The sequence below is a fragment of the Frankia sp. CcMO1 genome (assembly GCF_977945845.1).
In genome coordinates, this window is the sequence record NZ_CDWTMG010000015.1 from 16,014 (window position 1) to 31,198 (window position 15,185).

8 protein-coding genes are annotated in these 15,185 nt (G+C 68.7%); 5 read left to right on the forward strand and 3 right to left on the reverse strand.

Annotated elements, in window-relative coordinates:
• The first annotated feature begins 144 nt into the window (after window positions 1–144).
• Complete coding sequence (locus tag AC08OU_RS03910) at window positions 145–2,976, forward strand: AAA family ATPase (protein WP_476604374.1); 2,832 nt, start codon at window positions 145–147, stop codon at window positions 2,974–2,976.
• Window positions 2,977–3,027: 51 nt separating this feature from the next.
• Here the strand turns inward: AC08OU_RS03910 and AC08OU_RS03915 are convergent, their stop codons facing one another.
• The 3 genes from AC08OU_RS03915 to AC08OU_RS03925 all read right to left on the reverse strand — a co-directional run bounded on the left by AC08OU_RS03915 (window position 3,028) and on the right by AC08OU_RS03925 (window position 4,555).
• On the reverse strand, window positions 3,028–3,354 hold the full coding sequence (locus tag AC08OU_RS03915) for a hypothetical protein (protein WP_476604375.1): 327 nt from the start codon (window positions 3,352–3,354) through the stop codon (window positions 3,028–3,030).
• Window positions 3,355–3,480: 126 nt separating this feature from the next.
• Window positions 3,481–3,921 (reverse strand): hypothetical protein, encoded by a 441-nt coding sequence (locus tag AC08OU_RS03920; RefSeq protein WP_476604376.1) that lies wholly within the window; start codon window positions 3,919–3,921, stop codon window positions 3,481–3,483.
• A gap of 1 nt (window position 3,922) precedes the next feature.
• Complete coding sequence (locus tag AC08OU_RS03925) at window positions 3,923–4,555, reverse strand: hypothetical protein (protein WP_476604377.1); 633 nt, start codon at window positions 4,553–4,555, stop codon at window positions 3,923–3,925.
• Window positions 4,556–4,877: 322 nt separating this feature from the next.
• Between AC08OU_RS03925 and pglW the strand changes: the two genes are divergently transcribed.
• Genes pglW through AC08OU_RS03945 form a run of 4 tightly spaced genes read left to right on the forward strand, consistent with a single transcriptional unit; the run spans window position 4,878 to window position 15,167 of the window.
• Window positions 4,878–9,353: a BREX system serine/threonine kinase PglW gene (pglW, locus tag AC08OU_RS03930; RefSeq protein ID WP_476604378.1), complete on the forward strand. Its 4,476-nt coding sequence runs from the start codon at window positions 4,878–4,880 to the stop codon at window positions 9,351–9,353.
• Window positions 9,350–12,982: a BREX-2 system adenine-specific DNA-methyltransferase PglX gene (gene pglX / locus AC08OU_RS03935; protein WP_476604379.1), complete on the forward strand. Its 3,633-nt coding sequence runs from the start codon at window positions 9,350–9,352 to the stop codon at window positions 12,980–12,982. The genes pglW and pglX overlap by 4 nt, the downstream gene beginning before the upstream one ends.
• 2 nt (window positions 12,983–12,984) lie before the next feature.
• A complete protein-coding gene (locus tag AC08OU_RS03940; RefSeq protein ID WP_476604380.1) occupies window positions 12,985–14,181 on the forward strand; it encodes an ATP-binding protein in 1,197 nt (398 codons plus the stop codon).
• Window positions 14,178–15,167, forward strand: a complete 990-nt coding sequence (locus tag AC08OU_RS03945; RefSeq protein ID WP_476604381.1) for a ParA family protein — start codon at window positions 14,178–14,180, stop codon at window positions 15,165–15,167. The genes AC08OU_RS03940 and AC08OU_RS03945 overlap by 4 nt, the downstream gene beginning before the upstream one ends.
• Window positions 15,168–15,185 lie beyond the last annotated feature (18 nt).

Genomic DNA, 15,185 nt, shown 5'->3' on the forward strand with positions numbered 1-15,185 from the left:
CACCGTCTGCGTCATCGAACTTGATCTCCAACTCTCGCCCTCAGAACTCAGCAATCAGCACCGCTGAGGTGTTAAGACCCATGCCGGGATACTGGGTTGGGGGCGAACCGCGAGGCAGTTGGCCGGGGGAGACGGAGGGGCGGGGTGCTTGGTCCTTCATCCGACACCGCGACCGCTCGCGGTGCCGTCTCCGCGGGTAGTGATCTGCTGCTCGGCCGTGAACCGGAGCGATCAAGGGTCGACCAACTGATCACCGGTGCTCGCGCCGGCCGCAGCGAGGCGATCGTCGTTATCGGCGATCCGGGCATCGGCAAGACCACTCTGCTCGAGTACGCTCGCGACCGCGCCCGCGGGATGACGGTTCTGTCGGCGCGTGGGTACGAGTCGGAGTCCCACCTTCCGTTCGCCGGCCTTGCAGATCTTGTTCGGCCCCTGCACGGGCTCCTTCGCGCGTTGCCGTCGCAGCAGGCCGAGGCCCTGCGGGGCGCGCTGTCTCTGGGCCCACCGGCGGGCGGTGACAGGTTCGCGATCTGTGCGGCAGTGATCAACCTGCTCGGAGCCGTCGCGGACCAGGGTCCGGTCCTGGCAGTCATCGACGACGTTCACTGGCTCGACGACTCCTCCCGCGAAGTCGTGCTCTTCGCGGGACGGCGCCTGCACGCCGAAGGCATCGCTCTGATCATGGCAAGCCGGCCCGTCGATGCCTATGACAGTCTCTATGCTGGCCTGCAGCAGTTCCGGTTGGAGGCGCTAACTCGATCCGAGGCCGACCAGCTGTTCGACACAATGGCCGCCGACGTGCCCGGACACGTCCGTACGCGACTGTACGACGAGGCGGCAGGCAACCCCCTGGGCCTCCTGGAGTTGTTCCAGGCGTGGAGCCGCCAACCTGATCAGGGTGTCGCTGTCGGTGTGCCGGCGGAGTCTCGGCTGGCCGCTGCGCTCGGTGGCCTCCTGATGCGACTGCCGGAGCGCACACGCGCGGCGTTGCTGCTGGCGGCCGCGGCGCCCGGCGCTGAGCGGGACGTCGTGCTGCGCGCCGCCGAGCTGTCGGGCCACGGGCTGGCCGACTTCGCGCCGGCCGAAGAGGCGCGAATACTGAGAATCGAGGCGCGTCGTATCGAGTTCCGGCACCCGCTCTTGCGGTCAGCTCTGTACGGATCGGTCTCCGAGCACGCCCGCGCATCAGTGCACGCCGCGCTTGCCACCGTCCTGGCAGACCTACCGGGCGATGCCGCCGCTGATTCTCGGGCCTGGCATCTGGCCGCGGCCCGCGTGGCTCCGGATGAGGAGACCGCGAACGCGTTGACGGCCGCGGCAGGCCGCGCGCGGGCTCGGGGCGGTTACCTGGAGTCGGCGCGCGCCTATGAGGAGGCGGCGCGCTTCGGAAGCGCGTACTCACGTTCCCGGTCGCTCGTCAGAGCGGCTCGGGGGCTCCAATTGGCGGGCCATGTAAGACGCATGTTCACCCTGCTGGACGAGGCGCTCGTGCAAGCGGACCCACGACAGCGCGCTCTGATCCAACAGATGCGTGCGTACAGCTGGATCTGGCACTCCATGCCGGACGACGACACCGGCCTCGGCCCGGGCGCCACCCGCATCGAAACCGCCCTACGCGATCTGCTGACGGGTGCCAGCGAGGTCGAGGTCTCCGATCCGGGCCGGGCAGCGGTCATGTACGCCGATGCCGCGGTCACCAGCTACATGCAGGCACGGATCGGTGGGGCGCTGTCTCTGGCCCGCCGTGCGCAGGCGCTGAGTGAAAGGGCTTCCCTCCCGTCCCAGGTCGTGGCCGGGGTGACGGCGGCAGCAGTCTTTTCGCTGGCCGGCCACAGCGCCCAGGCGGCTGAGACGCTCGACCGCTGGTTCGACCCGCTGCTTGCCGCCGATCCCGTGGTCGCCGCCCAACAGCTGGCTCATGCGAACTTCGCCGCCATCTGGCAGGAGGACTACGCGCGTGCTCGGCAGGCGGTAACGCGGCTCGTCACCGGAGCGCGGTCGCTCGGCGCCGTCGGAATCATCCCGCAGTCCCTCGCGGCAGCGGCGGAGTTCCACTTCCGCCTGGGACAGTGGTCGCAATCTCGCGCCGCAGCCGAGGAGAGCCTGTCTCTTGCCAGCGAGATCCGGCAGACTAACCTCTTCGGCCTCTACTACGTCGCTCGTCTGGATTGTCTGCAGGGCAGGCACGAGGAAGGCGAGCGGCGCCTCGCAGAACTCTCCGACCTGGCAGGTCGCTCCGGGGCGAACATCATGATGCCTTTCGTCAGCCACACGCTGGGTCTCTCGTCCCTCGGACGGAGCGACTCACCGGCCGCGACCCGTCACTTCGAACAGGCACGTGCCCTCACGCTTGCCGCCGGACTCCGTGAACAGCGGGCCTTGCCGTGGGGATACGACCTCGTCGAGACGTACGTCCGCACCAAGCGCACCGTGGACGCGACGCACTTGCTGCGCCAGCTCGCGCCTGATCCCGACGACGTCACTCAACCATGGGCGCAGGCGGTGGCCGCCCGCTGCCGGGGTCTGCTCGCCGACGACACGAAGGGGATGGCGCATTTCGAGGAGGCACTGACCTGGCATGAGAGGGCCGAACAGCCCTTCGAGCTAGCCCGGACGCTGTTGTGCTTCGGACAACGGCTCCGCCGCCACCGACAGCGCGCGGTCGCGCGCCGCCACCTGGTGCGGGCATGGGAGATCTTCAGCCATCTTGACGCGGCCGACTGGATCGCTCACGCGGGCCGCGAAATCCTCGCCGTCGGTGGTACCGCCAGCCACGGCCGCGGCGTCACAGGCCCCCTGACGCCACAGGAACTTCAGGTCGCGACAATCGTCGCCGCCGGCGCCAGCAATCAGGAAGCCGCCACAGCGCTGTTCCTAAGCCGGAAGACCGTCGAGTACCACCTGAGCAACATCTACCGGAAGCTGAACATCCAGTCCCGTGGTGAACTTGCTGCCCTGATATCCAAGACGGCGTAAGAAGAGAACTTGTGGCACGCGGGGCGCGCGTCGGGAAAGGCAACATTGGCGTTACGCGGGGCGGGTTCGTTGATCCATTTCTTCGAGCAGCGTCATCCCGGCGTCGATCAGTTCCTCGCGCTTGGCGTCCGTCAGCGTGGGCTGGGTGACGAACTGATGGATGAATCCCAGTTGGACGTCGACCCGCCGGATGGGCTCGACCCCTTCGATCATCTTGCCGTCGCCGAGCGCTGTGCGGATCAGGGTCTCGACCATCCAGGCAGGCACTGGCTTCTCGTCGACGTCGATGATCTGGTACTCCGTCCGCGTGCGGCGGATGGCCTCCTCGCAGCCGTCGCCGACGGCGTCCCGTACGCACAGCACGAACGCCGCCGCCACGATCCTGTCAAAGACACCCTCAGCCGGATCCTCATTCGGAGGCGGACCTGGGAAGACCCCGTGGAAGATCTCGCTCAGCGCTCGGCGACTGTACTCGCGATCCATCAGATGCCCCTCGGCAAAGGGTCATGCACCAGTCTGATCCAAGAATTCCTGAGCGGTCTCGGCTGCCTCCGTGAGGTATTCCTCGTAAGCTTCACCTCTCAATCCGAGGTCGCCCAGCACGATGCCGTAGGTAAGCATCGCCTGGCCCTCGGTGAGCTCCTTGTCGGACATGCCATCGAGCAAGGACTCCTCTCCGAAGCCCGACCGCACCAGAGCTTCGCCCAGCATGGGCGGGAGCGCCTCGGCCTGGACGTAGTCCGTTCGGATGCACTCAACGAGCTCGGTCACCTCCTGGCGCGACGGTGGTGAGGGAAACCGGCGATCAACCGCGACGGCGAACGCACCGGCGAGCGCGGCTCGCGACCACCTGGCGCCGCCCATCCTCTCGATGAGGTCGCGATCGAGCTTCGTATCCGGCGTGAGCATGAGCCTGATGTGCTCACGCAGTTCCTTCACGGGCATGTCAACTCCTTAGCCATCTTCCGACCCTGCGCCAGAACGGCTTCCATCCAAACACGAGCGTTGCGATAGTCAGGCCGGCGTCGGCCGCGTGTCCCGCGGATAGTTCTGGGGCGGCCTGACCGACAGTCGCGATGGACGGATCTCGCGGCTCGCGGGACTCCGCCATACCGGGTCCGGGTGGATCCGGCAATCGATGGAACGTTCGCGACGCCCCTTCCACCCGATCGGCATTTCCTTGGACTGCATCCGACAGATCGTCTCGGCTGCCTGCGAGCTGTTGCAGCCAGCGTGCCCTCGGCGTCTTGGCTGCCGCGCTCGCTTGGGCGAGATCGACCAGTTCGGTACCGCTCGGACGGTACTCCGACCCCGTGGGGACCGCGCCGGCCAGGTCCGGAGCGACGTCGCGCACGAACTCGTGCAACGCCTCGGCTCCCTGATGGAACCGATTGGCCGCTTCACGCAAGCACTCCTGCGCGTCCGAGACCAGCCGGACAGCGCCGTGCACGGCGTCGTGACCGGAGCCCTCGGCGGCCTGCGTGTACTGCTGCGGCATGGTCCGGGCATGCTCGTCCGCCACCGAGCACCCGTGTTGCCCCCGCCCACCGGCCTCGACGGCCTGAGTGAGCAGGGCCACGGCCCGGCCAACGTGAGACACGAAGCAGTCGATCAGAGGTTGGCGGCGTACTCGTCGGCGGTCTGCTGCGCAGTTCGCAGCAGGGTCACCGCCTCTCCGAGCTTCTCCTTGCTCTCACGGAGGGCCTCGGGTCTCACGACCGGTAGGGAGTCGCACGTTGAGGTGATCTTCGCCCAGGCCAGGGAGCTCGACGGCCCGGGTGTCTCGGATATCCGGTCGGAACCCAATCGACTTGCTGCTTGCCTGCGACGGCCCGATTGCGCCCAGTAGCATCGCCACCGTCGGTTGGGCGAGCGGGGCGGAACGGAAGGAAGTGATCGGCGTGGCTCGGCCGGGCGGGGCGGCCCCGGGGCCTGCGCAGCCGAGGCGGCAGCACCGGTGGAATCAGGAGCGGCCCTCGGAGTACCCGTGGGAGCAGGACGGCCTGGACCACGTCCGGCGACTGCTGCCGGACGCCGAGCCCTACCGTGCCTGGGCGACCTTCTCCTTCACCGCGGCGTCGGGCCGGGTCAACGAGTGCGATTTGTTGATCGCCGTCCCTGGCGGGCTCTACCTGGTGGAGTTGAAGGGGCACCCCGGTCGGGTGGTCAACAGCGGGGAGACCTGGACGTTCGAGGAGCAGGGCGGGCGGGTCCGGACGATCCGCAACCCGCTGTTCCTGACCGACGTCAAGTCGAAGGATCTCAAGAGCCGCCTGGACTGGGCCGCTCGCCGGCTGAACATGCGCCTGCGAGTCCCCTTCGTGCAGCCGGCGGTCTTCCTGTCCGCACCGGGCCTCAGTTCCGCCCTCGACGAGGTGCAGAGCACGATGGTCTACGCCCGGGACGGCGCGTCGACCGGTCTGCCGACGGTTTGGGGCGATCTGCTGAGCCGCCCCCCGCAGCGAGACGCCCAGCGAGTCACTCCCGAGTTCTCCAAGCAGCTGCCCAAGCTGCTCACCGAGATCGGCATCCGAGCCTCGACCGCCCACCTGCGATATGGCGACGACTGGATGCTGGCCTCCGAGGTTCTGGACGCGGGCCCGACCTGGGAGGATCGGCTGGCCACCCGGTCTGGACTGGTGCGCGAGCAGGGCCGCGTGCGCATCTACCTGACCGCGTTGCAGGCCACTGACGAGGTGCGCAAGTCTGTGGAGCGCGCGGCCCGCAGGGAATACCAGGTGCTGCAAGGGATCGCGCATCCGGGCATCGCCCAGGCGCTGGACCTGCGCACCCACCAGGGTGGCCCGGCGATCCTGTTCCGCCATCACGCGAGGGACCTGCAGCTCGACTCCTACCTCGCCGTGCACGCCGAGCGGCTGACCCCACCCATGCGCCTCGACCTGGTCCGCCAGTTGGCCGAGGCCGTCCGCTACGCGCACAGCCGTTCCCTGTACCACCGGGCACTTGCCGCACGATCGGTGTACGTGTCGGCCAAGGACGACGGCTCCGATCCCGTCCTGCGGATCATCGACTGGCAGTCCGCAGCTCGGGACTTCGACACCACCGGGGGGTCGTCGCTCCGGGCAACGTCGCTGCCCGGACGGCACACCAGCAACGCGGACGTGTACCTGGCGCCGGAGACCGACACCCCGTACGCAGATCCCGCGGACCTCGACGTGTTCGGGCTCGGTGCGCTGGCCTACCTGATCCTCACCGGTGATCCACCGGCCACCCAGCGGGCGGCGCTGATCGGCCGCCTGGAGGTCGAGCGTGGGCTCCGCCCGGTCGCGGTGTCCGACGGGATCTCCCCGGCCCTGGACGCCCTGATCTTCGACGCCACCAGGGCCGACGTCAACGAGCGGCTCGACTCGGCGGAGACGTTCCTCGAATATCTGACCGAGCCCGAACGGGACGTCGCCGACGCGCCGGTGAGCGTGAACGTCGACCCGCTGACGGCGCGGCCGGGTCAGGAGATCGACGGCGACTGGACGGTCGAACGGGTACTCGGCACCGGTGCGACCGCGCGGGCCCTCCTGCTGCAAAGACTCGAGGAGGCGGACGACGGCGAGGTCGTCGTCCGTGAACAGGTCCTCAAGGTCGCGCTCGACGAGCACAAGGCCGCTCGCCTGACCGCCGAGGCGCGGGCGCTGGACCTGGTCGGCGGTGGTGCCGTCGTCCGGCTCCTGGGTGGTCCTCGACAGGTGGGCACCCGCACCGTGCTCGACCTGTCGTACGCCGGCGACAAGTCCCTCGGGGCACACCTGCGCGCCGAGGGCCGGTTGAGCTATCACGACCTCGAACGCTTCGGCAGCGACCTGTTCACCGCGCTGGACCAGCTCGCCGGCAAGGGCGTCCGGCACCGCGACCTGAAGCCTGACAACCTCGGCATCCTGCGCCGGGCCGACCGCTCGCGCCAGTTGGTGCTGTTCGACTTCTCGTTGGCGGACGTCCCGGAGAAGGACGTCATCGTCGGGACCCGCGGCTACGTCGACCCCTTCATCGGCACCGACCGCCGGCCCGTCTTCGACGACCAGGCGGAGCGGTACGCCGCGGCGGTCACCCTCTACGAGATGGCCACGGGAGCCCGCCCGGTCTGGAGGGACGGCGCGGTCGATCCCCGGATGACCGACGACGAGACCCCGGCGATCGCGGAGGAGCTGTTCGATCCAGCTCTGCGAGACGGGCTGGCTGCGTTCTTCCGGCGAGCGCTGCACCGTGAAGTCGACAGCCGATTCGACACCCTGCGCCGGATGGAGGACGCCTGGCGCGCGGTGTTCACCGCGGCCGACGCGACCGCACCGCCGAGCACGCCCGCCACACTCGGGCGGGAAGGTGAGACCCTCGGGGAGACGCTGGACGCGCACGTGGCGGCCGCCACCGAGGACACTCCCCTTGAGGCCTCCGGTCTGACCCCCCGGGCGGTGTCCGTCGCCCACGGGTTCTCGGCCACGACCGTGGGTGAGCTGCTCGACGTCCCGCTCCACGAGATCGCCCGCGCTCGCGGGGCCGGCGCTCTTGTCCGCAAGGAGCTGAACCGGCGGCACAAGCAGTGGACCGCCGCGTTGCGCCGTGTCCAGGAGCCAGCCACGCCCCCTTCGGGCCGTGCGGGTGCGAAGGTGCGCTCCGGATCGGCCGGGCAGCCGACATCGGCGGTCGAGGTGGAGGTTCAGGCCGACTGGGTCCCATCCATCGACGAGTTGGCCACCCTGCTGTCGCCGCACCACGGCCGTCGTCGTTCCAGCAAGACCGACACGATCCGCCTCCTGCTCGGTCTCCCTGATGAGCACGAGATCCCGGCGCCGTGGCCGACTCAGGTCGAGGTGGCTCATCGACTCGGGATCACCCAGATGACCGTCTCGCGCAACCAGAAGGCAGCGGTGAAGGAGTGGGCTGCCCAGCCGTGGATGGCGGCCGTGCGCGACGAGATTGTCGAGCTCGTCGCGGCCGGTGGACGGGTGATGACCGCCCGCGACCTCGCGGCCGCTCTGCGCGCTCGGCGCGGGGCCGCCGACGACGCACCCGAGCGGACGATAGCCCGCGCGCTGGCCGTCGTCCGGGCCGCTGTCGAGACGGAGGTACGGTCGGCGCCCGACGACGACCCGGGTGGCCCCCAGGTGGAGGACGGCGCCGGGACGTTCGTGGGCGACGAGGCCGGTCCACGACTGGCTGTCCTTCGTCGCGGCGACGCCGTCCTGATCGCCCTGGAGTCCCTGCCCGGCACTGACGACCCGAGCCCGCCGGAACTGGCCGATTACGCGACGGCAGTCGGCCGAGTGGCGGACGATCTCGCCGCCCGCGACCCGCTGCCCGGTCGTGGCACGGTCCTCCGGGAGTTGCGCGCGGTCACCCCGCCGGAGGGCTTCGACCCGCTCGCCGACACCCGCCTCGTCGAGCTGGCCGCCGCCGCGTCGACCACCAGGGTGGCCGCCTCCCCCCGGCTGGAGCTCTACCCGCGCGACCTCGACCTCGCGCGTGCCCTGCGGATCTCCCAGGCCGCGTCCGGGGTCCGCCAGGGGGCGAGCGACCGCCGCGAGTCCGGGATCACCGTGGACGCCCTCCTGGACCGGGTCCGAGCCCGGTTCCCCGACCTCGTACTCGCGGACCCGCTGACCCACGTCCAGCTCGAGGAGGCGCTGGCCGAGGCCGGGTATCAGCTCGAGTACGACGCCGCGGACCGCCGGTTCCGGCCTCCGGTACCGGCCACGCCATCGATGTCGAGCACCTTGGGCAGCCTGGGGAGCGTGCACGGCCGCGCGCACGATGCCGCGGGCCAGCGGAACGACGTGGCCGCCGTCAAACTCGACACCGCGCTCACCCGCGGTGGGTTCCTTGCCCTTACCCTCCGCGGGAAGCACCTGCCGGGGACGGCAACCGCGATCGAGCAGCGGTACCCGGTCGCGGCCGTGGACCTGAACCGCGAGTTCCTGGCCCTGTTCCGGGCCCTGGTGGCCGAACGTGGTCAGGACTGGGCGAAGGTTCTCGGCGGGGACGCCAGACTCAGCCAGACCGGCGCCACCCCCCGTGGGCTGTCCTCGTACCTGCGAGCGGCGATGACCCGGCTCGCGGAGCGCCTTCCCAGGGTGGCCGGTGAGCGGCAGGTGCTGTTCGTCCACGGCGCCGGGCTGCTTGCGCGGTACTGGGACGACGGCGGGCGCGAGGTGCTCACCGGACTCCAGAACGCCGCGCGCCGCCCGGCCGGCGCGCCGTTCGGGTTGTGGCTGCTGTGCCCGGGGGAGCATGCCCGGGAGGTTCCGCGCCTGGACGGCAAGACTGTGGAGGTGCTCGGGGATCACGAGCGGGTGGTACTGGACACGTCGGTGATCCATTGGTTGCACGGGGTGGGCACCCTGCCCGGAGAGGGGAGGGCGGCGGGATGAGGACGGCGGAGCACGGCGAGGTCACCGAACTGGTCAAGGACCTCCGGCGGCAGGTGGCGCTCCTGGCGAATGACCTCACCACGCGGGCCGCGGAGCCGGATGTGGACGCGCGGCTGCGGGCGGAATACCAGGGCGCTCGCCAGGCCCGGCGGACGGCGACCGGGTACGCGGAGTGGCTCGAAGGACGGGTCGGTCAGGCGGCCGCGGCCTGGGTGCTCGCGACGGTCTTCGTCCGCTACTGCGAGGACAACGAGTTCATCGAGTGGCCGTTCCTCTCCGGCCCCGGCGAGCGGCTGATCGACGCCGAGGAACGACGCAACGCGTTCTTCAACAGGAACCCCAACCTGAACGACCGGGACTGGCTGCTCGCCGCCTTCGACCACCTCGAAGGCATGAATGACACTGTCGCCGGGCTGTTCGACCGGCGGCACAACCCCCTGTGGGACATCACGCCGTCGTACGAGGCGGCCGGTGAGCTCGTGAAGTTCTGGTGGCGCCGCGACCCGGACGGCGAAACGCGCTGGCACTTCGACGGCTGGGACACCCGGTTCCTCGGCGACGTCTACCAGGACCTGTCCGAGCACGCGCGCAAGACGTATGCGCTGCTGCAGACCCCGGAGTTCGTCGAGGAGTTCATCCTCGACCTCGCGCTCACGCCCGCGATCGAGGAGTTCGGGCTCGACGGCCTGCGCACCATCGACCCCACCTGCGGGTCCGGGCACTTCCTGCTCGGGCTGTTCCACCGCCTGCTGGACCAGTGGCGGCGCACGGCGCCCGGCACGGACGACTGGGACCTCATCCGCCGGTCCCTCGGCTCGGTGCACGGCGTCGACAAGAACCCGTTCGCGGTGTCGATCGCGCGGTTCCGGCTGCTGCTCGCCGTGTTGGCGGCGGCCGGCGTCAAGCGCCTCGACCAGGCCCCGGTGTTCCCGATCAACGTCGCGGTCGGGGACTCCCTGATCCATGGCCGCGGCGCCCCCCGCTTGCAGGAGGACGATGCGCCGCTGTTCGACCTTTCGGACGGCGAAGAACCCAAGGAGCACACCTACACGACCGAGGACGTCGACGAGTTCCGCGACGTTGACCTGCTCGGCCGCGGCACGTACCACGTGGTTGTCGGCAACCCGCCATACATCACAGTGAAAGACAAGCGGGAAAACGAGAGCTACCGGGGTCGGTACGACGCCTGCGCGGGAACGTACGCACTTTCCGTGCCCTTCGCCCAGCGGTTCTTCCAGCTCGCCCGCAAGACCAGCGGCTCAAACGGCGATCGTGCTGCCGGCTTCGTCGGTCAGATCACGGCCAACTCATTCATGAAACGCGAGTTCGGCAAGAAGCTCATTGTCGACTTCTTTCCGAGTGTTCATCTGACGCATGTCATCAACACGTCCGGTGCGCACATCCCGGGTCACGGGACCCCGACAGTGATTCTTGCTGGGCGGAACCATTTGGCCCGTGACGAACCGATTCGCGCGGTCTTGAGCGTTCGGGGCGAACCTTCCTTGCCTAGAGACCCAGCCAAGGGCTTCGTGTGGCAGGCGATCGTAACTCAGACCTTCGGCTCGCCAAGTGAATCCGAATGGGTTTCCGCGGTGGACGCCGACCGTGACGTCTTTGCTGGCTACCCCTGGTCGCTCAGTGGAGGTGGGGCCGTAGATCTGACGAACAGAATTTGTCTGCATACCTCCCCGCTCGGACAGCGCGTGACCAGTGTCGGACGGACGACCGCGACGGGGGCGGACGATGCGTTCTTTCTTCCCAATCGGGAGACTGCCCAACGATTGGGGGACGGGGCCTGCATTCGAGAACTCGTGATCGGCGACGCGGTTCGTGACTTCCGGATCGCGGGCGCGATCTTTGTCCGAAATCCGTACGCCGACCTTCGCAACACAGAGGCTGTCAGTTCTGAAAACAGGCTCGCGATTCATAGCCTGTGGCCATTTCGTGAGTTATTATCGACTCGTGTGATCTTTGAAAAGACAGTCATTGAAAGTGGCCATCCCTGGTATTGCCATCTTGAAAACTATTCGAGCAAGTTAAGTGTCCGTTTCGGAATAGGGTTCGCGTTCGTTGCCACCCACAATCACTTTGCACTAGACAGGGAATGTCGCTTGTTCAACAGAACCGCGCCGGTGATAAAGTTGCCGGAGGGGGCGAGCGAGGACGATCACCTGGCGCTGCTTGGGGTGCTGAACTCGTCAACCGCGTGCTTTTGGTTGAAGCAGGTCAGCCAGGACAAGGGGAACAGAGGCGGTGAGCGGTCGACGGGCCGCTACGCGTGGGAGAACTATTTCGAATTCACGGGTACGAAGCTCCAAGAGTTTCCGTTGCCACCGGTGCTGCCACTGGAGATTGGACGGACGCTGGACGCGATGGCGGGAGATCTCGCGGCGCACGAGCCGCCAGCAGTCTGTTCAGTCGAAACGCCAAGCCGCGAAAGGCTGGACCTGGCGAGGCAGAGTCAGGAATTGGTTCGTGGTCGGATGATTGCGCTGCAGGAAGAACTGGACTGGCAGGTGTATAGGTCCTACGGCCTGCTGACGGACGCTGAAGTTGCGGCGTGCACGGTGGCAAGTCGCGGTGCTCTTCCCGAGGTGAGGCTCGGGGAACGGTCATTCGAGATCGCGATGGCGCCGCGAGCCGTCGAAGACGAAGCCGTCGAGCAGTGGTTCGAACGGCACGGGTCCACTCCGGTCACCGAGATCCCGGAGCATTGGCCGGCCGAGTACCGCAGCGTCGTCCAGGCGCGGATCGAGCTGATCGAGAAGCGGCGGGATCTGGCGCTGATCGAGCGGCCGGAGTGCAAGCGCCGGTGGTCGATCGAGCCGTGGGAGGCGCGGGAACGGGAGGCCCTGAAGGGCTGGTTGCTCGACCGGTGCGAGGACCGCCGGTTGTGGTTCGCCCTGCGGGACGGGTTCGAGCAGCCCCGCCCGCTGACCGTGAGCCAGCTCGCGGACCAGTTCCGCACCGATGAGGACATGCAGTCCGTGGCCCGGCTGTACGCCGCCGAGCACCTGGGCAAGCGCGACTGGTCGCTGGCCCAGGTGCTCGAGTCGGTGGTCGCGGACCAGCATGTCCCCTTCCTCGCGGCCCTGCGCTACCGGAAGTCGGGCCTGGCCAAGCGCGTTGAGTGGGAACGGGTCTGGGAGCGGCAACGCGAGGAGGACCGCACCGGCGAGCGGCTCCCCATCGACGTCCCGCCGAAGTACAAGCCGGTGGACTTCGCCAGGACGTCGTACTGGTCCCAGCGCGGCAAGCTCGACGTCCCGAAGGAGCGGTTCAGCTCGTATCCGGGTGCCGGCCCCGACGCCGACCCGACCCTGCTGCTCGGCTGGGCCGGTTGGGACCACAAGGACCAGGCGCAGGTTCTCGTCAACCTCGTCAACGACCGCAGTACCGACTCCGGCTGGGGCGTCGACCGGCTTACCCCACTGCTGGCCGGCTTGCAGGAGGTGCTGCCCTGGGTGCGCCAGTGGCACGGTGAGCACGACCCCGATTGGGGGGGCAACCCCGCCGAGGATCTCGACGGTTTCCTTACCGGCCAGCGCACCCGGCACGGCCTGACCGAAGACGCCCTGCGTGCGTGGCGTCCCCCGCAGGCCGGGCGCGGCCGAAAGGCTCGGGCATAGTTGTGACCGTGCCCGATGACCTCGCGATCAGCCTGGGGCGAGCGGAGTCCCCGACGCTGGAGTTCAAGCGGGAGGCGAGGGACCGCGACGCCATCCGTCGGGCGATCTGCGCGCTGGCCAACGACCTCGTGGGGGCCGGCGGCGGCGACCTGCTGATCGGCGTCGCGAGCGACGGGACCGCCGGCACGGTCGACACCAGCGACGAGGCGCTCCTGGCGTTGGCGCAGATCCGGGACGAGGGCAAGCTCCTGGAGCGGCCGTCGATGACCGTCGACAGGGCGTTGTTCGACGGCACGACCGTCATCCGCATCCACGTCCACGCCTCGACGGCGCCGCCCGTCCGTCTCGACGGCGTGGCGTGGGTCCGCCCCGGCCCTCTCACCAAGCGGGCGTCCGCACAGGACGAGCAGGTTCTCGGCGAGCGACGGGTATCCGCCACCCTCCCGTTCGACGCGCGCAGCGTGGCCGGTTCCCGGGAATCAGATCTGGACCTGGAACTGCTGCGCTCCACCTATGTCTCCGTCGCGGTCGACCCGGAGGTGCTCCAGGAGAACGGCCGCCCCTTGCCGCAGCAACTGCGTTCCCTGCGCCTGCTCGATCCGGTAGGGGTGCCTACGGTCCTCGGGCTCCTCCTGGGTGGCTTCGACCCCACCGCCTTCATTCCAGGTGCCTACATCCAGTTCGTTCGCTACGACGGAGTGGACGCTGACGCGGCGATCCGGGATGAGGAGGAGATCCGGGACAACCTGATCACGGGAATCCGTACCGTGACGACCCTCCTTCAGGCCTACGTTGCCCGCCGGGTGGAGGGTGTCGACGCGTTCGCCGAACAGGGGATCTCTGACTACCCGATTCCGGCGCTGCGTGAAGCGATCATGAATGCTCTCGTGCATCGGACGTATGAAGGCTCGAACTCGCCCGTGCGTATCCTCTGGTTCGACGACCGGGTCGAGGTGAGCAATCCCGGCGGCCCGTATGGTGCCGTTGACGAGCAGAACTTCGACCACGTGAACGACTATCGGAACCCCTCCCTCGCGGCCGCGTCGAAGACCCTCGGCTATGTCAACCGCTTCGGTCGAGGCATCGAACGGATGCGGCTGCAGATGGCCAGGAACGGAAATCCGCCGCCGCGCTTCGAGGTGAGCCGGTCCTGGTGGACGGTGACGCTGCCGTGCCGCGCGGAGGCGACGACACCATGACCACGGTTGCGCTGTTCAACAACAAGGGCGGTGTCGGAAAGACCACCCTCGCCTACCACCTGGCGCACATGGTCTCGCGACTCGGCCTCCGCGTCCTCGCCGTGGACCTCGACCCGCAGGCGAACCTGACCGCGCACTTCGTGGACGAGGGTGACCTCGAGGCGATGTGGGGCGCGGACGAGAGTGACCGGGCCACCGTCGCGGGCGCCGTCCAGCCGATCGTGGACGGCCTTGGCGACGTCGCGCCCATCGCGCCACGCCCCATCGCGGAGAACCTGTGGCTGCTGCCGGGCGACCTGTCACTGAGCCGGTTCGAGGAACGTCTGGCCCAGGAATGGCCGGCGACCCTGGCTGGAGGCAACAACGCGGCTGTCCGGGTGACGACCGCCTTCCACCGGCTGGTCCGCGCCGCCGCGCACGGGGTGGAAGCCGATGTGGTCCTGGTCGATGTCGGCCCGAATCTCGGTGCCCTCAACCGGTCGGCGCTCCTGCTGGCCGAACACGTCATCGTGCCGCTGGGCGCTGATCTCTTCAGTGCCCAGGGCCTGCGAAACCTCGGGCCGGTGCTGCGCAAGTGGCGTGCCGACTGGCAGACGACGGCGCTGCCCCGGGTCCCGTCCGCTATCGGCGCACCGGCGGGAGACATGACACCCCTCGGGTACGTCGTCATGCAGCCGAGCATGCGGCTCGACCGGCCGGTACGGGCGTACCAGCTGTGGCTGGACCGCATCCCCGGCGTGTACGCCGCGGCGGTGCTCGGCGACGGCGACGGAGCGCCAGCGGCGGGGCACGAGATCGCCACCGTTCGCAACTACCGCAGCCTGATGCCGCTGGCGCACGATGCACGCAAACCGATGTTTGACCTGCGTGCGGCGGACGGCGCGATCGGGAGCACCCAGAGGTACGTCCAGGTGTGCTTCTCCGAGTTCAGGGCTCTCGCCGAAGAGGTGCTACGACGGCTCCAGGTGAGCGCCCCCAGCCGATGACGACAAGGACCAGACGTT

Coding starts and splice junctions, on each gene's coding strand:
- AC08OU_RS03945 (WP_476604381.1), top strand. CDS start 14,178: ATGACCACGGTTGCGCTGTTCAACAACAAGGGCGGTGTCGGAAAGACC.
- pglX (WP_476604379.1), top strand. CDS start 9,350: ATGAGGACGGCGGAGCACGGCGAGGTCACCGAACTGGTCAAGGACCTC.
- AC08OU_RS03920 (WP_476604376.1), bottom strand. CDS start 3,921: ATGCCCGTGAAGGAACTGCGTGAGCACATCAGGCTCATGCTCACGCCG.